The sequence below is a fragment of the Kitasatospora sp. NPDC002227 genome, from assembly GCF_040296285.1.
Lineage (GTDB): Bacteria > Actinomycetota > Actinomycetes > Streptomycetales > Streptomycetaceae > Kitasatospora.
In genome coordinates, this window is the sequence record NZ_JBEOWY010000076.1 from 1 (window position 1) to 19,877 (window position 19,877).

The following is a 19,877-nucleotide window of genomic DNA, read 5'->3' on the forward strand; positions in this document are numbered from 1 at the left end:
ATCCCGTGACAAAGAAGTGACGAGGCCGTCCTCGGAAGGGTGACCCCTGATCGGGGGAACCCACCGCCGCACAGCTCGAAGCTGTCCAGATAAACGATGTCGACGCGTTCGCGCAGGTAGGAGGGGAGGCGGGCCGGGTCGCGGGCGATCACGCGGACTGCCGCGTCGGAGCTGTCGAGGAGCATCCGGACGAGCTGGCTGCCGATGTCGCCGGTGGGCGTGGTGATGAGAAGCATGCTTCGATGCTGCGTGCCCGGCGCCTGCGGGGTCCAATACCCTTCGCGGCTCATTGATACCTTCGAGGCATGGATCTGGACCTCCGCAAGCTGCGCTACTTCGCCGCGGTCGCCGAGCACCGGCACTTCGGCCGCGCCGCGCAGGCGCTGTACATCACGCAACCGGTGCTGAGCCGTCAGATCCGGGCGCTGGAGCAGGAGCTCGGCTGCACGCTGCTGCGGCGCACGACCCGAAGCGTCGAGCTCACCCCGGCGGGCTCGCAGCTGCAAGCCGAGTGCAAGGACGTGTTCGGCGCGGTGGACGCCGCGGTGCGCCGGGTGAACGAGGCCGCGCACGGCGGGGAGCGGCTGGTGGTCGCCTTCGCGCCGGGGCTGCTGGTCGCCGAGGCGGTGCGGGCCTTCACCGCCGAACACCCGGGCGTGGCGGTGGAGCCGCTCGGCGTGCCGTGGTGGGAGCAGGACCGGCCGCTGCGCGACGGCCGCGCCCACGTCGGCTACCTGCGGGAGCCGTTCGACACCACCGGGCTGCGGCTGCTGCCGGTCGGCGAGGAGACCAGGGTCGCCTGCCTCCCCGCCGCCCACCCGCTGGCCCGCCGCGCCGCGATCACCACCGCCGACCTGGCCGGGGAGACCCTCCTCAACGCCGAGCCCCGGCGGCGCACCTCCTCCCTGGACGAGAAGTTCGAGGTCATCGCGCTGGGCGGCGGCGTCGCGCTGGTGCCGGCCAGTGTGGCGGCGATGTACTCCCGGGCGGACCTGGTCCACCTGCCGGTCACCGACGTCCCGCCGGTGCGCACCTGCCTGGCCGTCCCGGCCGGCCGCACCGTGCCGCGGGTGAGTGCCTTCCTCACCACCGCGGCACGGGTGCTGACGGCTCACGCCGGTCGACGCGCCGCCAGGCCGACGGTCTGACCCGCCCCAGGACGGTCTGACCCGCCCCAAAGCCGATCGCGGCCGGCCACCGCGCCTTCCGGTGGGAGCGGGCCGCCTCCAAATTCGCTCGACACGTGATCGTCTCTTCGCCATAGTCCGCAGGTGACCACCCTCGTTCCGCCGCTCGCATGGGCCAGCCGCACCTACCGCGTCCAGACCGCCGCCACCGTGGTGAGCGGCCTCGGCAACGCCGCCGCCCCGATCGCCACCGCCTTCGCCGTGCTGGCCACCGGCGGCGGCACGGCCGAGGTCGGGTACGTCACCGGCGCCCGTCTGCTGCCCACCGTGCTCTTCCTGCTCGTCGGCGGCGCCCTCGCCGACCGGCTGCCCCGGCAGCGGGTGATGGTCGCGGCCAACACCTTCAACGCCCTCAGCCAGGCGGTGCTCGCCGCCCTGGTGCTCACCGGGCACGCCGGGCTGCCGGCCCTGGTGCTGCTCTCGGCCGCGGGCGGGATCGGCCAGGCTTTCTACGGCCCGGCCTCGCAGGGGGTGCTCATGGCGAGCGTGCCGGCCGAGCACGCCACCCGGGCCTTCTCGATCTTCCAGATGGCGCGGAACGCCGCCCAGATCGGCGGCGCGGCGCTCGGCGGCGCCCTCACCGCCGTCGTCGGGCCCGGTTGGGTGCTGGCGATCGACGCGTTCGGCTTCGCGGCGGCCGCGGCGCTGCGGCTGCTGATCCCAGCCGAGGAGGCCGGGGCCGGGCACGGCGGCGCGAGCATGCTCACCGAGCTGCGCGAGGGCTGGCGGGAGTTCGTGGGCCGCCGCTGGCTCTGGGCGATCGTGGTGCAGTTCGGCGTGGTGATCGCCTGCGTCGAGGCCACCGAGACGGTGTACGGGCCGGTGGTGGCCAAGGAGCAGCTGGGCGGGGCGTCGAGCTGGGGCCTGGCGATGGCCGCCTTCGGGCTCGGCATGGTGCTCGCCGGGATACCGCTGGCCGCCTGGCGGCCCCGCCGCATCCTGCTCGCGGGCAACTGGGGCGTCTTCCTGTTCGCCGCCCCTGCCCTGGCGCTCGCCCTGCACCTGTCGCTCCCGCTGCTCGCCGTCGCGATGTTCGCCGCCGGCACGGGCGTCACCCTCTTCGGCATCAACTGGATGATCGCCCTCCAGCAGGAGATCCCCCCGGCCCTGCTCTCCCGGGTGTCCGCCTACGACGCACTCGGCTCGATCTGCCTCGCCCCGCTCGGCACCGCCCTGGCCGGCCCGGCCGCCACCGCCCTCACCCTCCCGGGCGCCCTGTGGACCTGCGCCCTGACCACCCTCCTGCTCGCCGCCCTGGCCCTGCTCGTCCCCGAAGTCCGCACCCTCGCCCGTACGGAGGCCCCGTGAGGCCCCTGCTCTACCTCGACGTCGACGGCGTGCTGAACCCGGACCACCCCACCCCCGAGTGCACCACCCACCGCATCCTCGACCTCGACGTCCACCTCTCCGCCCGCCACGCCGCCTGGCTGCAGGAGCTCGCCGGCACCTACGACCTCACCTGGGCCACCACCTGGGAGGACCACGCCAACACCCACCTCTCCCCCAGCCCGGAGACCCGCGCGTCCCCGTCCTGGACCTGATCCGCGCCACCAAGTGGGCCCCGCTGCTGCGCCACGCCGAGGGCCGCCCCTTCGCCTGGGTGGACGACATCATCCCCGCCTCCCTCCGCCGCCGCTCCTTCCTCCGGCGCGACCGCCTCCTCCTCCCCGTCGATCCCGCCGAGGGCCTCCGACGCCACCACGTCGACCGCCTCCTGGCCCGCCCGCCCGCACCCCGCCGCTGGTAGGTCAGCCGGCGTGCGGGAGGGGCAGCGCCGCCACCATCGGGTGGTCCCCGGCGATCGGGCCGAGCTTCGCGCTGCCGAGCGGGGAGCCGAGCTCCGCGCAGAACTCGGCGTTCGCCGCGTTGAACGGCCGCCACTGCTCCGGGGTGTCGTCCTCGTAGAAGATCGCCTCCACCGGGCAGACCACCTCACAGGCGCCGCAGTCGGTGCACTCGTCGGGATGGATGTAGAGCATCCGCCCGCCCTCGTAGATGCAGTCGAACGGGCACTCCTCCACACATGCCTTGTCCTTGACGTCCACACAGGGCTGGGCGATCACATAAGCCATCGGCCTGTCGTCCTCTCAGGTCGGTACTGTCTGCCGCTCCGGCACGGCCGACCGTACGGCCTCAAGTAATCTTGAGGTCAACAGGAGGCGATGATGACCCGTCAACCCGACGACCGGCTGGCCATCGGCGAGGTCAGCGCCCGGACCGGGGCCGCGGTGTCCGCCCTGCGGTTCTACGAGGAGCTCGGCCTGATCGCCTCCGAGCGCGACGAGCGCAACCAGCGCCGCTACCCCCGGCACATGCTGCGCCGGATCGCCCTGGTCTCGGTGGCCAAGCGGATCGGCATTCCCCTGCAGGACCTCCGCGAGGCCTTCGCCGACGTCCCCCTCGACCGCCCGCCGAGCCACCAGGAGTGGCAGCGCGCCTCCCGCGCCTGGAAGCTCCGCCTCGAGGAGCGCCGCCGGACCATCGAACGCCTGGAGGCCGAACTCACCGGCTGCATCGGCTGCGGCTGCCTCTCGATGAAGGCCTGCACCCTGCTCAACCCCGGCGACACCCTCGCCGAGGACGGCGCCGGCCCCCGCCGCCTGTGAGGCTGTCAGACCGCGGCGGCCACCACCCGGAGGTACCGCTCGGTCGCCAGGTGCTGCAGCACCGCCGTCACCGGCCCGCCGAGCCGCGCGTACCAGGCCGCCGGCCGCGAGAACGCCGTCACCTCGAACCACACCTCGCCGTCGGCGTCCATGGTCACCACGAAGGACTCCTCGCCGCACTCCGGATGCCCCGGCAGGGTGCCGTAGGCGAAACCGATCCGGTCGGCCTCCTCGACGGTCCACACCACCCGGCACGGGATCACCACCCGGGGCCACCGCAGCCGGGGCAGGCCGATCCGCAGCAGCACGGTGGCCCCGGCCACCAGCCGCCCGGGCGGTGGGTACACCGCGAAGCCCGAGCCCAGCTGCGGCCCCCAGCCGAGCACGTACGCGCCGGCCCGCGCCAGCACGGCGGGCCCGTGCCCGAGGTGGATCCGCCGGCGCAGCCAGGAGTAGCCGGCGGGCAGCGCGGCCGCGCGGGTGGCCCCCACCTCGGGGTAGCCGGGCGCGGCGGCGCACGCGGCGAGATGACGGCGGCGCAGGTTGTTCGAGGCCATCCCCCAGTTGTACGCCACCGCCCGGCCGCCCTCCGCTCAGCCCCCGCCGCCCCAGCTCCGCTTCGGCCAGGTCTCGGTGTAGCAGTCGGTGTGGTACTTGAGCATCACGTAGGCGTCGTGGTCCTCGCGCGAGTCCCGGATGTAGATGTACCAGCAGTACTCCTCCCCGTCCCTGGTCCAGATCGTCAGCTCCCCGCCGGTGTACCCGCGCCGCAGGTGGGCCCGCTCGATCTCGTCGGTGTCGAACTCCACGCCGTGCAGCCGGAACCTCTCCCCCATCACCGCTCCTCTCCTCACGGTCCACCTGCCCCGGATTGGCCCTGTCCGCACGTGAGCCGCGCCACCTAGAGTCGGGGGTATGCGGATCAGAATCGTCGACGCCTTCACCGACCGGCCGTTCGCCGGGAACCCCGCCGCCGTCTGCGTGCTGGACGGGCCCGAGTGGCCCGAGGAGCGCTGGATGCGGCGGGTGGCCGCCGAGGTCAACCTCTCCGAGACGGCGTACGTACGGGCGCTGCCCGGCGGCGGCTGGGCGCTGCGCTGGTTCACCCCGACCGAGGAGGCCAACCTCTGCGGGCACGCGACCTTGGCCACCGTCCACGCGCTGCGCGCCGACGGCCTGGTCGAGGCGGGCGCCTGGGCGGCCTTCGAGAGCATGAGCGGCACCCTGCTGGCCCGCCCCGAGCCGGACGGTTCGATCACCCTGGACTTCCCGGCCAACCCGCCGGTGGCCGCCGCCGTCCCGCCCGGCCTCGCCGAGGCCCTCGGCGCCGAGATCCTCGCGGCGTACGACACGGGGGCCCTGGGCGACCTGGTGGTCGTGCTGAAGAGCGAGCACACCGTCCGCGGCCTGCGGCCGGACCTGAACGCCGTCGCCACCCTCCCGGTCCGCGGCGTGATCGCCACCGCGGGGGCCGACGACCCCGCCGGGCCGTACCAGTTCGTCTCCCGCTTCTTCGGCCCGGCCTGCGGCATCCCGGAGGACCCGGTGACCGGCAGCGCCCACACCGCCCTGGCCCCGTACTGGGCCGAGCGGCTGGGCAGCCTCACCCTGACGGGCTACCAGGCCTCGCCCCGCGGCGGCTCGGTGACCTGCGAGCTCAAGGGCGGCCGCGTCCTGCTCTCCGGCCGGGCCGTCACCGTCCTGGAGGGGGTGCTCAGCCCGTCGGCAGCCAGCTGACGTGGCCGGCCAGCAGCGCGTAGCCGACGAAGGCCACGGTGTCGATCAGTGCGTGCGCCGCCACCAGCGGCGCCACCCGCCCCCACCGCCGGTACAGCAGGCAGAACACGGCGCCCATCACCATGTTGCCGACCAGCCCGCCGACGCCCTGGTAGAGGTGGTACGAACCGCGCAGCACCGAGCTGGTGACCACGATCGCCGGCCAGCCCCAGCCGAACTGTCCGAGGCGGCGCAGCAGGTACCCGAGGACGATCACCTCCTCCAGGATCGCGTTCTGCCAGGCGGAGGCGATCAGTACGGGGATGCGCCACCAGACGTCGGGCAGCCCGGACGGCGCCACCGTCAGGTTGACCCCGAAGGCCTGGGCGCCCAGGTAGAGCAGCAGGCCCGAGCCGCCGATCGCGGCGGCGACGGCCGCGCCGCGCCCGAGGTCCGGCCATCTGCGCCGCAGGTCGAAGCCGATGGCGCGCAGCGAGCTGCCCTCGCGCACCAGCAGGTAGCCGACCAGCGCGACCGGCATCAGCCCGCGCAGCACGTAGTAGAGCTGCCAGGCGAGGTCCAGCCAGGGGCGGCCGGGCGCCAGCGAGGAGTTCAGCCGGGCGACCTGCTGCCCGAGCGCCGTCGGCGCGGTGAGCGAGCCGGTGAAGCTGATCAGGGCGGACAGGCCGCTGGCCCCGAGCGAGAGCCCGAGCACGATCAGCAGCTCCGCCGCCAGCAGGCGGCGCGAGGGCGCGAGGGTCTCGGGTTCGGTCGTCACGGCAGTCACCAGGTGCTCTCCAGCGCGGGGCGATCAAGGCCCGGCGGCGCACCGCGCCACCGGGCCGATCATCCTCGCACACGCTCCTGGGAGCCGGGCGCTACCCCACCGGCCAGGTGTGCACCGGCTCCCCGGTGCGGCTGTGCTCCATGTACCGCCGGGTCATCGCCGCGATCGAGGCCGCCCGGTCCATGCCGTACTGCTCGCGCAGCCGGTGCACGGTGGCGGCCTGCCAGGCGGCGCCGTTGGTGCGGCGCAGGCAGCGCTGCTCGATGATGCCGAGGTAGCGGTCCCGGTCGCCGGGCTCGATGCCCCACTCGTCCAGGCCCTGGTGGGCGAGCGGCAGCAGTTCGTTCAGCACCAGGTCGGTGACGGCCACGGCGTTGGTGCCGCGCGCCCCGCGCCCGTGCCGGGGCCACTGCAGGACGGACTCGATGCCGTACCGGGCGGCGTGGTGGAAGTTCTCGTCGGCTTGGGCGAAGGCGAGCCGGCTCCAGACCGGCCGTGGCTGCTCGGCCAGCACCCGGACCAGGCCGTAGTAGAAGGCGGAGTTGGCCAGCGTGTCGGCCACCGTCGGCCCGGCCGGCAGGCAGCGGTTCTCCACCCGCAGGTGCGGCACCCCGCCGGCGACGTCGTAGATCGGGCGGTTCCACCGGTAGATGGTGCCGTTGTGCAGCCGCATCTCGGACAGCTTGGGGACTCCTCCGGAGGCCAGCACCTTGCCCGGGTCCTCGTCGGAGCAGATCGGCAGAAGCGCGGGGAAGTACCGCTGGTTCTCCGCGAAGAGGTCCAGCGCGGAGTCCACCCAGCGCTCCCCGAACCAGGTGATCGGGCGCACGCCCTGTGCCTTGAGCTCGGCCGTCCGGGTGTCGCAGGCCTGTTGGAACAGCACGGGGCGCGTCTCGCGCCAGAGCTCGCGCCCGAACAGGAACGGCGAGTTGGCGCCGAGCGCCACCTGCACCGAGGAGATCGCCTGGGCGGCGTTCCAGACCGAGGCGAACCGCTCGGGGGTGACCTGCAGGTGCAGCTGCACCGAGGTCGCGGCGGCCTCGGCCACCATCGAGACCGACTCGACGGACAGGCGCTCGACCCCCTCGATGTCGAGCGCGATGTCCTCCCCGCGCGCGGCCAGGATCTGGTCGCTGAGCAGGGTGTACCGGTCGTTGCTCGACATCGCCTCCGCACCGGTGTGGTCCAGGTCGAGGGTCGGCAGGATGCCGACCATCACGATCCGGGCCCCGACGGCCTCCGCCTGCCGGTCGGCGTAGTGCAGGCCGGTGACCAGCTCCTCGCGCAGCTCGTCGAGGACGTGGCCGCCCAGGCGCCGGGGGGCCACGTTGAGCTCGATGTTGAAGCGGCCCAGCTCGGTCTGGAAGTCGCTGGAGGCGATCGAGGAGAGCACCTGCTCGTTGGTCATCAGGGGCAGGCCCTGCTCGTCCGCCAGGTTGAGCTCCATCTCCAGGCCCATCATGGCCTTGGGCCGGTCGAACCGCCCCTCTCGCAGCATCCGTTCCAGGGCGTCGAGACAGCCTTGGAGCTTTCGCCGGTAGAGCTGCCGGTCGGAGAGCTCCGCCCGTGTCGCAACGACCTTCTCGCCCATGGGTGCCCCTTCACCAGTGGTCGACGGCTTCTGCCCAGTGCTCGCCTACAAAATGTCAGGCCTGCATGATGCCCACCCGGAAGATCCATACCCCGCAGGTCGAACAGCTTGGCGACACAAGATGACTGACAGACCGTCAGCTGTTTCCCGACTTGCCGCACGCCACTGAACGTGATATGAAGGTCACCCTGCGCACCTGTTCGAGTAGAATTCGCACTGCGCTCTGCCCGGTGCCGCGCCGCCCGTGTCTCCCCCTCGGCGGCAGGCTCCCGCCCGCACCGCGATCATGCCCAACCGGACACGGCCAGGTCTCCCGTCACACCCACTGCCAGCCGGTATGCCGCACTCGCACGCCAATCTCTCCCGGAGAGGCGCCCCGCCATGACTCTGCAGACTCCCCAGCCTCCGCCCAGCGCCCTGCGCGCGGTGCTCGCGGCACTCGACTCCGAGGCCGCACTGCGCCGCCCCGCCGCCGCCGCACTGCGACATGCCGAGGGGCCGCTGCTCCCCGCGCACCCGCTCGCGGTCCACGTGCTGAGCGGTCGGGGCGCCGAGCTGTACACCGCCCCCCGGACGGGCTGGCGCTTCCTGATCCAGCCCGGTCCGGCCACCGGTCTGGCCCATCCCGCCCCGGCTGCCGCGGCCGTCGCGGCGGCCGAGGTGATCGAGACGCCGGACGGGCACGCCTTCTCGCACTTCACCGCCGGGCCCTACCTGGACTCCACCGTCCGGGCGCTGCGCCAGGCCTGGCAGCTGACCCAGGCCGCCCGCTCCCGGCACCTGCCCAGGCTGCTGACCATGCCGGGCCACTACGCCACCGCCCTGTGGCTGCACCACCCCGAGCCCGGCCCCGCCACCGACCTGCTGATCCCGCTGGCCCCCGCCCCGCTCGGCGTCACCGCCCACCGGGTCTACCCGGCCGCCGAGCTGCTCGCCCTGCTCGAGCGCGCCCTGACCCCCGCCCCGCTCGCCCTCGGCCTGTCCTCCTAGCGCCTCGGGGCAGTGCACAATCACCCGGACGGGCCAGCCCCGGCTGACCCGTCCGGCACCGCCGTGCCCGTACGGCCGCCTGAACGGGTGGTCCGGGCGATCAGTTGTGTCGCAAATCACCAAATCGCTGCGCGGCGCGCCCGGGAGGCAGACACTGGGTACCGCGGGGGAGCGATCAGCCCTACCCGTGACAGTGCCGGTTCACACCCGAACCGGTGGGTAGGTTCCGGCCGGTGCGGCGAACGCCCCGGGGGCAGCCGTACGCGGGCCGGGCCGTAAGCGAAGCGAGGGTACGAGCTATGTGCCAGCACCGTCCGGAGTGTCCGTCGGCGGAGTCGAACGACCGTGAGGCGGCCATGCCCGTGGCACGCCACCCCGAGCAGGGCTGGAGCCTGCTCTGCAACGGCGTCCTGCTCTTCGACGACACCGGTGAACTCCTGCCCGACGGCCGGGTCATCGCCCCGCGCCGCCAGCCGGCCCTCTCGGCGAGCTGAGGAGCACCACGGACCACGGGGGTCCGAACCACGTACGAAGGCCCTGGCGGAGCAGCAGCTCCACCAGGGCCTTCAGCGTGTCTGAACCGGTCAGACGCCGTACTCGTCCAGCGGCGGGCAGGAGCAGACCAGGTTGCGGTCGCCGTAGGCGCCGTCGATCCGGCTCACCGGCGGCCAGTACTTGTCGGCCGGGTTCACGCCGGCCGGGAAGACGGCCTCCTGGCGGGTGTAGCCGTGCGCCCACTCGCCGGCCAGGGTGGCCGCGGTGTGCGGGGCGTTGCGCAGCGGGTTGTCCTCCGCGGCCCACTCGCCCGAGCCGACCTTCTCGATCTCGGCGCGGATCTCGATCATCGCCTCGCAGAAGCGGTCGATCTCGTGCAGGTCCTCGGACTCGGTCGGCTCGATCATGAGCGTGCCGGCCACCGGGAAAGACATGGTCGGCGCGTGGAAGCCGTAGTCGATCAGGCGCTTGGCGATGTCGTCCACCGTCACACCGGTCTCCTTGGAGAGCGGGCGCAGGTCGATGATGCACTCGTGCGCCACCAGGCCGCCGGGGCCGGTGTAGAGCACCGGGAAGTGCGGGGCCAGGCGCTTGGCGATGTAGTTGGCGTTCAGCACGGCGACCTGGGTCGCGTGCTTGAGGCCCTCGCCGCCCATCAGGCGCACGTACGACCAGGAGATCGGCAGGATGGCCGCCGAGCCCCACGGCGCGGCCGAGATCGGGCCGACACCGGTGGCCGGGCCCGCCTCCGCCTGCAGCGGGTGGTTGGGCAGGTACGGCGCGAGGTGCGCGCGCACCGCGACCGGGCCGACGCCCGGGCCGCCGCCGCCGTGCGGGATGCAGAAGGTCTTGTGCAGGTTCAGGTGCGAGACGTCCGCGCCGAACTTGCCCGGCTTGGCGAGGCCGACCAGGGCGTTCAGGTTGGCACCGTCCACGTACACCTGGCCGCCGGCCTCGTGCACCATGGCGCAGATCTGGGTGATCTCGGTCTCGTACACGCCGTGGGTGGACGGGTAGGTGACCATGAGCACCGAGAGCTGGTCGCGGTGCTGCTCGATCTTGGCCTTGAGGTCCTCGACGTCCACGTCGCCGTCGACCAGGGTCTTGACCACGACGACGCGCATGCCGGCCATCACGGCGGAGGCGGCGTTGGTGCCGTGCGCCGAGGAGGGGATCAGGCAGACGTCACGCTGGGTGTCGCCGTTGGCGTGGTGGTAGGCGCGCACGGCCAGCAGGCCGGCGAGCTCGCCCTGGGAGCCGGCGTTCGGCTGGATCGAGACGGCGTCGTAGCCGGTGACCTCGACGAGCTGCTGCTCCAGGCCGCGGATCAGGGTGAGGAAGCCCGCCGCCTGGTCGATCGGCGCGAAGGGGTGCAGCTGGCCGAACTCGGGCCAGGTGACCGGCTCCATCTCGGTGGTCGCGTTGAGCTTCATGGTGCAGGAGCCCAGCGGGATCATGCCGCGGTCCAGCGCGTAGTCCCGGTCCGACAGGCGGCGCAGGTAGCGCAGCATGGCGGTCTCGGAGCGGTGGCTGTGGAAGACCGGGTGGGTCAGGTACTCGTCCTCGCGCAGCAGCGCGGCCGGCAGCGCGTCGGCGGTCTCGGCGACCTCCGCGGCGCTGACGCCGAAGGCGGCCCAGACGGCGGCCAGGTGCTCGCGGGTGGTGGTCTCGTCGCAGGAGACGGAGATCAGGTCCGCGCCGTCCTGGTAGACGTTGACGCCGTTCGCGCGGGCGGCGGCGGCGATCTCGGCGGCCTTGCCGGGGACGCGCGCGGTGACGGTGTCGAAGAACTCGCCGGCGGTCAGCTCGACGCCACCGGCGCGCAGGCCCTCGGCCAGCGCGGCGGCGTAGCGGTGGGTGCGGCGGGCGATGTCGGCCAGGCCGTCGGGGCCGTGGTAGACGGCGTACATCGAGGCCATCACGGCCAGCAGCACCTGGGCGGTGCAGATGTTGGAGGTGGCCTTCTCGCGGCGGATGTGCTGCTCGCGGGTCTGCAGCGCCAGGCGGTAGGCGCGGTTGCCGTCGGCGTCGACGGAGACGCCGACCAGGCGGCCGGGCAGGTTGCGGGCGTACTCGGCGCGCACGGCCAGGTAGCCGGCGTGCGGGCCGCCGAAGCCCATCGGCACGCCGAAGCGCTGCGAGGTGCCGCAGGCGATGTCGGCGCCGAGCGAGCCGGGCGACTTGAGCAGGGTCAGCGCCAGCAGGTCGGCGGCGACCGCGACGACCGCACCCAGGCCGTGGGCCTGCTCGATCACCGGGGCGAGGTCGCGGACCGCGCCGGAGGCGCCGGGGTACTGCAGCAGCACACCGAAGACGCCGCGCTCGGCGATCTCGGCCGGGATGCCCTCGGCGAGGTCGGCGACGACGACCTCGACACCGGTCGGCTCCGCGCGGGTCTGGATCACCGCGACGGTCTGCGGCAGGGTGTCGGCGTCGATCAGGAAGACACCGCCCTTGACCTTGGTGACGCGGCGGGCCAGCGCCATCGCCTCGGCGGCGGCGGTGCCCTCGTCGAGCAGCGAGGAGCCGGAGGTGTCCAGGCCGGTCAGGTCGGCGACCAGGGTCTGGAAGTTGAGCAGCGCCTCCAGGCGGCCCTGCGAGATCTCCGGCTGGTACGGCGTGTACGCGGTGTACCAGGCCGGGTTCTCGAGCACGTTGCGCAGGATCACCGGCGGGGTGAAGGTGCCGTAGTAGCCGAGGCCGATCATCGGCTGCAGCACGGTGTTGCGCGAGGCCAGCTCGCGCAGCTCGGCGAGCACCTGGGCCTCGCTGCGCCCGGCGGGCAGGTCGAGGGCGGTGAGGCTGCGGATGGCCTCGGGCACGGCGGCGTCGGCGAGCTCGTCGAGCGAGCCGTAACCGACGAACGCCAGCATCTTGTCCTGGGCGGCGGCGTCGGGGCCGATGTGGCGGGACTCGAAGGGGCTGGCCTGCTCAAGCTGGGTGAGCGTCGCTTCGGTGGTCGGCTGGGCGTTCATGGGGGTCGAGGCCTCCTGGTCACGGACCGGCGGGGGTGCGCACACCGGAGGGCCCGATTGCCGCTGTGGGGCAGCGACGGCTCCCTGGGTACGACCCGACAGGCCTCCCCCTCTGTCATCGGTACCTGAGAGCTTCGCCCGCACGCGACGCCGGAGCGCCCCGTCGGCTTGCACCGTCGGTGAGGGCGGTGGCGTCGGCTCCCTGGCCGTCGACACTGCCCTGCTTTCCAGAGTGACCTATCCCACACGGTACGGATGCCTGAGAGATTCCGGGGAGGGTTTGCTCCTTCGGCGCCCCGTCTCCGCAGTTCACGGGGGTCGGGGACTCTCCCGCGCGGGCTCGGCGGTCGCGCCCAGGGTACCAGCGCGGCAGGCGCTGATCACCGGCGCTGTCAGGTCGGACGGCCCAGCTCGGAGCACTCCCGAACGGCCCAACCCCTGCCCGGACGGCGGTATCCGGCTCGCTGCCACCCGTTTGATGGCTTTTCGTATGAAATGGCAGCCGGACAGCTCCGCCGGCCGCCGGCCGACCGACCTTTCCCGGAGCAACCCGCACTGGAGGACAACGTGCAGACCGATATCGATCCGCGCGACCTGATCGGACACAAGGCGGTCGACCGGAACGGTGACAAGATCGGCACGGTCGACGAGGTGTACCTCGACGACGCGACGGGCGAGCCCGAGTGGGCCGCCGTGCGGACCGGGATCTTCGGGCGGGACGCCTTCGTCCCGCTGACCACCAGCGAGTTCTCCGGCGAGGAGCTCAAGGTCCCCTACGACAAGGCCTTGATCAAGGACTCGCCGGACTTCGGCGTGGGCCAGCACCTCTCCCCCGCCCAGGAGCTCCAGCTCTACCGCTACTACGGGCTGGAGACCACCTCCTCCGCCCCGCCCCCCGCGGCCGGCACCACCTCCGCCGACCACGACTTCGGCACCGTGCAGACCGCCGTCCCCCCGGCGACCACCACCGCTGCCGCAGCCACCGCAGCCGCAGCCACCCCGGCCGCGGTCACCCCGCCCCCGAACCCCTCTCCCGCTCCGTTGATGCCCGAGGCGACCACCATGGCGTTCACCACCCCCGTCCGCGACCACGACAAGTCCGCCCCCGCCGCGCCGATGCGCCCGGTCAACTCCGCCACCTCCCCGACCCTCGAACGGCCCGCGGCCCCGATGCCCTCGGCCGAGACCAGCGCGCCGAGCGGCCCGGTCGAGATCACCTGCCGCGAGGAGCGGCTCGACATCACCACCGAGTGGGCGGTCACCTACACCGCCCGGCTGCGCAAGTACGTCACCAGCGAGGCCGTCGAACGGCACGTCCCGGTGGTGCGCGAGCGGGTCCGGGTCGAGCGGGTGCCGGTCAGCGACGGCGAGCGGGACGCGCTCACCCAGGAGGAGATCGCCGAGGCGGTCGAGGAGGTGACCCTGCAGGAGGAGCGGCCGGTGGTGCACAAGTACCTGGTGCCGATCGAGCGGGTCCGCCTGGTGGTCGAGCGCTACACCGACGATCACGTGATCCGCGAGGAGCTGCGCCGCGAGCACGTGGAGATCCAGGACGGCCCTGACGCACCCGAAGCCCACGAACCGCCGCAGTGACCCCGCCCCAAGGGCCCCGGCGCCGCCGGGGCCCTTGGCGTACCGTCAGGGCCGCTCCGCCAAAGCTTCATCGGTCGATATTTGACACACTGAACTATCGGGGTGCATGGTTACTTCAGTTCATTCACTTTTCCCCGGCACAAGCGACCACCGCAGGCCGGGATCGAACTGGAGGAAGTCACCGTGAGTGAGGCACCACAGCCCACCGCCACGGCCCCCAAGCCGAGCAGTGCCCGCGTGCTCCCAGCCCTCGTGCTGGCCATGCTGGCGTTCAGCGTGGTGCAGACCGCGGTCGTCCCGATCCTGCCCTCGCTGGCCAAGGAGCTGAAGGTCAGCGGCTCCAACATCACCTGGCTGATGACGGCGAACCTGCTGTCCGCGGCCGTCCTGACCCCGCTGCTCGGCCGCTTCGGCGACCTGCGCGGGCGCAAGCCGGTGCTGCTGATCTCGCTGGCCGGCCTGGTCGCCGGGTCCGCCCTGGCGGTCAGCACCCACTCCTTCACCTGGCTGGTCGTCGCCCGCGTGCTGCAGGGCGCCGGCGGTGGCGTGCTGCCGCTGGCCATCAGCATCGTCCGTGACGAGCTGCCCCGCGAGAAGGTCACCGGCGGCGTCGCCGCGATCTCGGCCTCGATGGGCGTCGGCTCCGGCCTCGGCCTGGTCGCCACCGGTCTGCTGCTCGAGCACTGGAGCTACCAGTCCATCTTCTGGATGGGCCTGATCTTCGGCCTGATCGCCGTCGGCCTGGTCGTCCTGCGCGTCCCGAGCGACCCGGTGGTCGACAAGGAGGGTGGCGCCGACCCGCTCGGCGCGATCACCCTGGCCGGCTGGCTCTCCGCGCTGCTGATCGCCGTCAGCCGGGGCAACGAGTGGGGCTGGACCGCCACCAAGACCCTCGGCCTGTTCGCCGTCGCGGCCGTGGTCGCCCTGGTCTGGATCATCATCGAGGTCAAGGTCAAGCACCCGCTGGTCGACATGAAGATGATGGCCCGCCCGGCCGTCGCCTTCACCAACATCTCCGGCCTGCTGATCGGCTTCGGGATGTACGGCTCCTTCATGGTCATCAGCAACTTCGCCCAGACCCCGCAGAAGTTCACCCACTACGGCTTCACCGCGACCGTCCTGCACGCCGGTGTCATGCTGCTGCCCTCCGCCGTCGGCTCGATGCTCGCCGCCCCGGTGGGTGCCCTGCTGATCGGCCGCCGCGGCCCGCGTCTGCCGCTGGTCCTCGGTGGCGTGCTGGGTGCGGCCTCGATGGCCTACCTGGCCCTGCGCCACAGCGCCGAGGGCGACATCTACCTCGCCTCCGCCGTCTTCGGTCTCGGCGTCGGCCTGGCCTACGCGGCCATGCCCGCCTACATCAACGGCGCCGTCCCGGCCGAGCAGTCCGGCATCGCCAACGGCATGAACGCCGTGCTGCGCACCGTCGGTGGCGCCATCGGCACCGCCGTGATGGCCGCCATCCTGACCGGCGACACCATCAAGGGCCTGCCGATCCCGCTGCCCACCCTGGACGCCTACAAGAGCGCGTTCTGGACGGCGGGCGTCATGTGCCTGATCGCCGGCCTGGTGCCCTTCGCCATCCGCCGCATCAAGCCCGCCCTCACCACCCCGGCTCCGGCTGACACCCGCGAGCCCGCCAAGACCGGCGTCTGACAGGGACGCCCAGCCGAGCGCCAAGGGACAGGGCGCCCGGCCCCGGGCCACAGCGGTCGACGAGGGCATCGCGACCAGCCACGAGCCCGGCCCCGGAGGCCCCGCACCTTGCACACCAGGTGCGGGGCCTCCGGGCATCCCGGCAGGCACCACCCCCAGGGCCGGACCGGCCGCGCCTGCGGGCGCTCCTCGCCCCGGCGCCGCCCCCGAATTGCGGCCCCCACCCTGGCCCGGGCCCGGCCCTGCTCGCTATGCTCGCCCGCCAAGCGGCACGCCGACCCCAGGGAGCCCACCGGTGCAGGACGCCAGCGAGAACACCCACCGCGCGCTCACCCTCGGCCTGCCGATCGGCCTCGGCGCCCTGATCCTCGCCGGAGTCGGCGGTATGGCCCTGCTCAGCGGCAACGCCCCGCACACCGCCGCGCCGCGGCCGGCCGTCACCAGCCCGTCGCTCTCCCCCGAACCGAGCCTCTCCCCCAGCCCTTCGCCCAGCTCCTCGCCCAGCAGTCCGCCGCCCCCGGCCGCCTCGCCGAGCGCGACACCGCCTCCGCCTCAGCCCTCCGCCTCGCCCCACCGCACGCCGACGACGGCTCCCCGGCCCGCCACCGACACGCCGCTGCCGCACCCCACCGTCACCCACCCGCGCCCGCAGCCGAGCTCCTGCCCGCCCGGGCAGATACTCCTGCACACCGGCACCGGCACCGAGTGCGTCACCCTGGTCCACCCGTCCCCACTGCCACGGACCACACCCCCGCTCGTCCCGGCCGGCTGAGCGGCGTCAGTCGAGGGCGAGGCGCTTGTTGAGCGCCTCGCCGGAGGGCAGGGGGTCGATGAAGTTGTGCAGGAAGGCGAGCAGCGCGTCGGTGTCCAGGCCCTCGGAGGCGGCGTCCATCGAGGCGTAGAGGAAGTCCTCGATCTCGGCGACCGCGGTCGCCAGGCGCCGCCCCTCGGGGGTGAGGCTGAGCTGGAGGTAGCGGCGGTCGTCGGCGTCCGTGCGGCGCTCGACCAGCCCGGCCGCCACGACGCGTTCGACCAGCCGGCTCGGGTTGGTGCCGCTCTCGCACACCAGGAGCTGCCCGAGTCCGTTGAGGCTCAAGGTGCCGTGCTGCTGGAGCAGGCGCAGCACCTCGGCCTGCGACGGCGTGATGCCGTGGGGCTTGAGAGCCTGGATCAGCAGCCGGTTGCCTTCGCGCTGGGCCGCCAGGATCGCGAACCTCAGGTGTTCGGCCTTACGCATCAGCATCCTGTCGGGTGCCCGCCTGACCGGCGAGGAAGTCGTTGACGGCCGCAGCGTAACTGACGGGGTGCGAGAACCTGAACATGTGGCCGGTGCGCGGCAGCACGACCTCCCGGGCGTCGGGGATGCCCGCGAGCATGACCTTGGAGGCGTCCTCGCCGATCAGCACGTCGTGAGAGGGCGTCAGGAGCAGGGTCGGGACGTGGACCCGGCCCAGCGCGTGGACGTGGTCGGCGGTGAGGACGGCCCGCAGGCGGGCGCCGAAGGAGGTGGCCGGGGTGTTGTCGAGGAACAGCTCACGGCTGCGCGCCTCGGTCCAGGGCACCTCGCCCTCGCCGTCGAACGGGGAGGCCAGGCGGTGGGCGTGGGCCCGCAGGGTCAGCTGCCGGTAGAGCGGCCCGCGCGCCTTGCCGATCACCCGCATCAGGGCCTTCCACGGCTTCGAGTCGACCGGGTTGGCCGCGAATCCTCCGGACAGGACCAGGGCGCGCAGCCCCTGCGGGCGGCGGGTCGCCAGCGCGAGCGCGACGTTCGCGCCGAACGAGTCGCCGACCAGCACGTAGTCGTCCAGGTCCGCGATCGCGTTCTCGACGTGGTCGGCGTAGCGCTCGATGTCGTCGACGCCCTCGGGCAGGCGCAGCGTCCGCCTGGGTGCGTCGCCGTAGGGGGCGAGCTGCTCGGCGCTCCACGGAGCACCGGAGAAGCAGGGGATGAAAACCAGGGTGGGGTTCTTCGCCGAAGTGTTCATATCGGACACGTTACACGACACATGTGTCATGACATATGTTGCCTGCGGCACATCCAGGCCCGCCTCGGGTGTGCCGCAGGACTCAGCCGCGGACCAGCGGCTGCGGCTCGGCCGGGCTCAGGTCCGGGTCCTCGATCGCGAAGGTGCGGACCCGGCCGGGCAGGCTGTCCGGCGTCTCGAACCGCACGGTGACCCGGCCGACCCCGCTGCCCTGGACCCAACCGGGGCCGTACGCGGCATGGGTGACGTCCTGCCCGGGGTACCACTGCCGGACGGGCGGCTCGACCACCAGGGTCTGCACCACCGGCGCCGGCCCGCTCGCGGACGCGGCCGAGGGCTCATCGGCCAGGGGCAACTGCTCCACCGCCGGCTCCCCCGCCGCCAGCTCCTCGGCGGCCGCCTGCGCGAACAGGTCCTCCTGCGTGTAGTCCGCCAGCTGGGAGACACCGACCCCCAGCAGCCGCACCCCGCCGGCCGTGTTCACCTGCAGCGCGAGCCGCCGCGCCGTCTCCGCGATCACCGCCGGATCGTCGGTGGGGGCCCGCAGGGTCTCCGACCTGGTCAGCGTGGAGAAGTCGAAGCGCCGCACCTTCAGCACGACCGTCCGCCCGGACCGCCCGGCCGAGTGCAGCCGGGCGACGCAGCGGGCGGTGAGCACCTCGATCTCGTGCAGGATCCGGTCCCGGTCGAGCAGGTCCACCGGGTAGGTGTCCTCCACCGAGACCGACTTGGCGTCCCGGTCCGGCACCACCGGGCGGGAGTCCAGGCCGAGCGCCATCTGGTGCACGCCGGCGCCGTGGGCGCGGCCCAGCAGCTGCACCAGCTCTGTCTCCCCCGCCTCGGCGAGGTCGGCCACCGTCATCATCCCGGCCCGCCGCAGCACCTGCTCGGTCGCGGGGCCGACCCCGGGCAGCGCCCGGACCGACATCGGCTCCAGGACCGACCGCTCGGCGCCGACGCCGATCAGCACCAGCCCGTCCGGCTTGGCCTGCTCGGAGGCGATCTTCGCCATCAGCTTCGACCCCGCGAGCCCCACCGAGCCGGTCACGCCCGTCACCCGGCGGATGTCGGCCCGCAGGTCCTCCCCGATCGCCATCACCAACTCCGGCCCCGCCTCTGGCCCGGCCTCGGCCAGCGCGGGGCCGTACGGGCCGGCCTCCAGGTCGACGAAGGCCTCGTCCAGGCTCAGCGGCTCCACCAGCGGCGACAGCTCCCGCAGCAGGCTCATCACCTGCTCGCTGACCTGCCGGTACGCCGTGAACCGCCCGGACAGGAAGGCCGCGTTGGGGCACAGCCGCCGGGCCTGCGCCATCGGCATCGCCGAGTGCACCCCGAACTTGCGCGCTTCGTAACTGCAGGTCGACACCACGCCGCGCCCGCCGACACCCCCGACGATCACCGGCTTCCCGCGCAGGCTCGGCTTGGCCGCCTGCTCCACCGCTGCGAAGAAGGCGTCCATGTCGAGATGGAGGATGCTCGGCACTGACCGCACCCGCCGATCATGCCTCAGCCCTCTGACAATCGCCTTCCCGCCACGGCCGGCGCCGGGTTCACCACCCCTCAGCCGCGGGCGGCGTCCGCCAGCGCGGCCGCGATGCCCGGCTCCGTCGCGCCCAGGTACTTCGGATCCGGCGTCAGCAGGGCGTTGACCGCCGCCTTGCCGGCCCCCGGTATCTCGCGCAGCCCGCCGTAGTACCAGGTCACGTCGTGCGGCTCACCCACCCCGACGGCGTACGAGTCGATGCCCGCCGCCTGGCACAGCGCCAGCGCCCGCCGCACGTGGAAGTCCTGACTCACCAGCACCGCCCGGTCCACCCCGAAGATCCGCCGGGCCCGGGTGCAGGAGTCCCAGGTGTCGAAGCCCGCGTAGTCCCGCACCACCCGCACCGGCGGCACCCCGTGCGCCACCAGGTAGTCCCGCATCGCGTCCGGCTCGTCGTAGCTGATCCGGCCGTTGTCCCCGGTCACCAGGATCGCCTCGACCTTGCGGTCCCGGTACAGCTCCAGAGCCGCGTCCAGCCGGCCGGCCAGGTACGGCGAGGGCTTGCCGTCGAACAGGCCGGCCCCGAAGACCACGGCGACCGGCGCCGAGGGCGCGCTCGCCACCGTGCCGATCCGGTCCCCGCCGTTCAGGAACAGCCAGGCGCTCGGCGCCGTCGCGCACACGGCCAGCCCGACCGCGACCTGGTACGCGATCCGCTGCCGCCGTCTGCCGGCCAGTAGCTTCGGTATCCGCATGACCGCCCCCGTCCTCCGCCTCGGTGATCCACTCACCGAACCGGACGACGCCGAGGGCGCC

At 73.1% G+C, this 19,877-nt stretch carries 22 protein-coding genes and 2 riboswitches; of the genes, 11 read left to right on the forward strand and 11 right to left on the reverse strand.

The features are described 5' to 3' along the window. A partial coding sequence (locus ABT095_RS36695) for an NAD(P)H-binding protein (RefSeq protein WP_350533953.1) occupies nt 1–236 on the reverse strand: 236 nt, incomplete at its 3' end. A gap of 69 nt (nt 237–305) precedes the next feature. Between ABT095_RS36695 and ABT095_RS36700 the strand changes: the two genes are divergently transcribed. The 4 genes from ABT095_RS36700 to ABT095_RS36715 all read left to right on the forward strand — a co-directional run bounded on the left by ABT095_RS36700 (nt 306) and on the right by ABT095_RS36715 (nt 2,934). Then, complete coding sequence (locus tag ABT095_RS36700; protein ID WP_350533954.1) at nt 306–1,148, forward strand: LysR family transcriptional regulator; 843 nt, start codon at nt 306–308, stop codon at nt 1,146–1,148. Between the two features lie 123 nt (nt 1,149–1,271). Next, complete coding sequence (locus ABT095_RS36705; RefSeq protein WP_350533955.1) at nt 1,272–2,495, forward strand: MFS transporter; 1,224 nt, start codon at nt 1,272–1,274, stop codon at nt 2,493–2,495. Beyond that, entirely contained in the window at nt 2,492–2,728 is a 237-nt protein-coding gene (locus ABT095_RS36710; protein ID WP_350533956.1) for an HAD domain-containing protein, read from the forward strand. The genes ABT095_RS36705 and ABT095_RS36710 overlap by 4 nt, the downstream gene beginning before the upstream one ends. A gap of 59 nt (nt 2,729–2,787) precedes the next feature. Next, entirely contained in the window at nt 2,788–2,934 is a 147-nt protein-coding gene (locus ABT095_RS36715; protein ID WP_350533957.1) for a hypothetical protein, read from the forward strand. Nucleotide 2,935: 1 nt separating this feature from the next. Here the strand turns inward: ABT095_RS36715 and fdxA are convergent, their stop codons facing one another. Beyond that, nucleotides 2,936–3,259, reverse strand: a complete 324-nt coding sequence (fdxA, locus tag ABT095_RS36720; RefSeq protein WP_350533958.1) for a ferredoxin — start codon at nt 3,257–3,259, stop codon at nt 2,936–2,938. Between the two features lie 93 nt (nt 3,260–3,352). Here fdxA and soxR point away from each other — a divergent pair, with 93 nt between their 5' ends. Next, nucleotides 3,353–3,793 (forward strand): redox-sensitive transcriptional activator SoxR, encoded by a 441-nt coding sequence (gene soxR, locus ABT095_RS36725; RefSeq protein ID WP_350533959.1) that lies wholly within the window; start codon nt 3,353–3,355, stop codon nt 3,791–3,793. Between the two features lie 5 nt (nt 3,794–3,798). On the opposite strand, the gene ABT095_RS36730 is transcribed toward soxR, so the two are convergent. Together ABT095_RS36730 and ABT095_RS36735 are read right to left on the reverse strand one after the other, a co-directional pair. After that, entirely contained in the window at nt 3,799–4,350 is a 552-nt protein-coding gene (locus ABT095_RS36730) for a DUF1990 domain-containing protein (protein ID WP_350533960.1), read from the reverse strand. A 36-nt stretch (nt 4,351–4,386) separates the two neighbouring features. After that, nucleotides 4,387–4,629, reverse strand: coding sequence for a hypothetical protein (locus ABT095_RS36735; RefSeq protein ID WP_350533961.1), 243 nt, complete (start codon nt 4,627–4,629; stop codon nt 4,387–4,389). 79 nt (nt 4,630–4,708) lie between these two features. On the opposite strand from ABT095_RS36735, the gene ABT095_RS36740 reads away from it, so the two are divergent. After that, nucleotides 4,709–5,530: a PhzF family phenazine biosynthesis protein gene (locus ABT095_RS36740; RefSeq protein ID WP_350533962.1), complete on the forward strand. Its 822-nt coding sequence runs from the start codon at nt 4,709–4,711 to the stop codon at nt 5,528–5,530. Here ABT095_RS36740 and ABT095_RS36745 read toward each other — a convergent pair. Both ABT095_RS36745 and ABT095_RS36750 read right to left on the reverse strand, forming a co-directional pair. After that, nucleotides 5,508–6,296 carry a CPBP family intramembrane glutamic endopeptidase gene (locus ABT095_RS36745; RefSeq protein WP_502885132.1) on the reverse strand — a complete coding sequence of 263 codons (789 nt, stop codon included), beginning with the start codon at nt 6,294–6,296 and terminating at the stop codon, nt 5,508–5,510. The genes ABT095_RS36740 and ABT095_RS36745 overlap by 23 nt on opposite strands. A gap of 91 nt (nt 6,297–6,387) precedes the next feature. Continuing rightward, nucleotides 6,388–7,887 carry a glutamate-cysteine ligase family protein gene (locus tag ABT095_RS36750; RefSeq protein WP_350533964.1) on the reverse strand — a complete coding sequence of 500 codons (1,500 nt, stop codon included), beginning with the start codon at nt 7,885–7,887 and terminating at the stop codon, nt 6,388–6,390. 381 nt (nt 7,888–8,268) lie between these two features. Here ABT095_RS36750 and ABT095_RS36755 point away from each other — a divergent pair, with 381 nt between their 5' ends. Together ABT095_RS36755 and ABT095_RS36760 are read left to right on the forward strand one after the other, a co-directional pair. Then, nucleotides 8,269–8,877 (forward strand): hypothetical protein, encoded by a 609-nt coding sequence (locus tag ABT095_RS36755; protein WP_350533965.1) that lies wholly within the window; start codon nt 8,269–8,271, stop codon nt 8,875–8,877. Between the two features lie 299 nt (nt 8,878–9,176). Next, a complete protein-coding gene (locus ABT095_RS36760; RefSeq protein WP_350533966.1) occupies nt 9,177–9,371 on the forward strand; it encodes a DUF5999 family protein in 195 nt (64 codons plus the stop codon). A 90-nt stretch (nt 9,372–9,461) separates the two neighbouring features. On the opposite strand, the gene gcvP is transcribed toward ABT095_RS36760, so the two are convergent. After that, on the reverse strand, nt 9,462–12,347 hold the full coding sequence (gcvP, locus tag ABT095_RS36765) for an aminomethyl-transferring glycine dehydrogenase (RefSeq protein WP_350533967.1): 2,886 nt from the start codon (nt 12,345–12,347) through the stop codon (nt 9,462–9,464). 105 nt (nt 12,348–12,452) lie between these two features. Further along, nucleotides 12,453–12,583, reverse strand: a riboswitch (glycine riboswitch). Nucleotide 12,584: 1 nt separating this feature from the next. Next, nucleotides 12,585–12,690, reverse strand: a riboswitch (glycine riboswitch). 224 nt (nt 12,691–12,914) lie between these two features. Here gcvP and ABT095_RS36770 point away from each other — a divergent pair. The 3 genes from ABT095_RS36770 (at nt 12,915) to ABT095_RS36780 (ending at nt 16,365) form a co-directional block, all read left to right on the forward strand. Beyond that, nucleotides 12,915–13,940, forward strand: coding sequence for a PRC and DUF2382 domain-containing protein (locus ABT095_RS36770; RefSeq protein ID WP_350533968.1), 1,026 nt, complete (start codon nt 12,915–12,917; stop codon nt 13,938–13,940). A gap of 183 nt (nt 13,941–14,123) precedes the next feature. Beyond that, entirely contained in the window at nt 14,124–15,593 is a 1,470-nt protein-coding gene (locus ABT095_RS36775) for an MFS transporter (protein ID WP_350533969.1), read from the forward strand. A gap of 295 nt (nt 15,594–15,888) precedes the next feature. Beyond that, nucleotides 15,889–16,365, forward strand: a complete 477-nt coding sequence (locus tag ABT095_RS36780) for a hypothetical protein (protein WP_350533970.1) — start codon at nt 15,889–15,891, stop codon at nt 16,363–16,365. Nucleotides 16,366–16,371: 6 nt separating this feature from the next. On the opposite strand, the gene ABT095_RS36785 is transcribed toward ABT095_RS36780, so the two are convergent. From ABT095_RS36785 to ABT095_RS36800, 4 genes are all read right to left on the reverse strand, one after another. Next, nucleotides 16,372–16,830 carry a MarR family winged helix-turn-helix transcriptional regulator gene (locus ABT095_RS36785; protein ID WP_350533971.1) on the reverse strand — a complete coding sequence of 153 codons (459 nt, stop codon included), beginning with the start codon at nt 16,828–16,830 and terminating at the stop codon, nt 16,372–16,374. Continuing rightward, complete coding sequence (locus ABT095_RS36790; protein WP_350533972.1) at nt 16,823–17,578, reverse strand: alpha/beta fold hydrolase; 756 nt, start codon at nt 17,576–17,578, stop codon at nt 16,823–16,825. Before ABT095_RS36790 ends, ABT095_RS36785 begins: the two co-directional genes overlap by 8 nt. Nucleotides 17,579–17,660: 82 nt before the next feature. Beyond that, entirely contained in the window at nt 17,661–19,070 is a 1,410-nt protein-coding gene (locus ABT095_RS36795) for a DNA polymerase IV (protein WP_350533973.1), read from the reverse strand. A gap of 68 nt (nt 19,071–19,138) precedes the next feature. Beyond that, entirely contained in the window at nt 19,139–19,816 is a 678-nt protein-coding gene (locus ABT095_RS36800; protein WP_350533974.1) for a SanA/YdcF family protein, read from the reverse strand. Between the last annotated feature and the right edge of the window lie 61 nt (nt 19,817–19,877).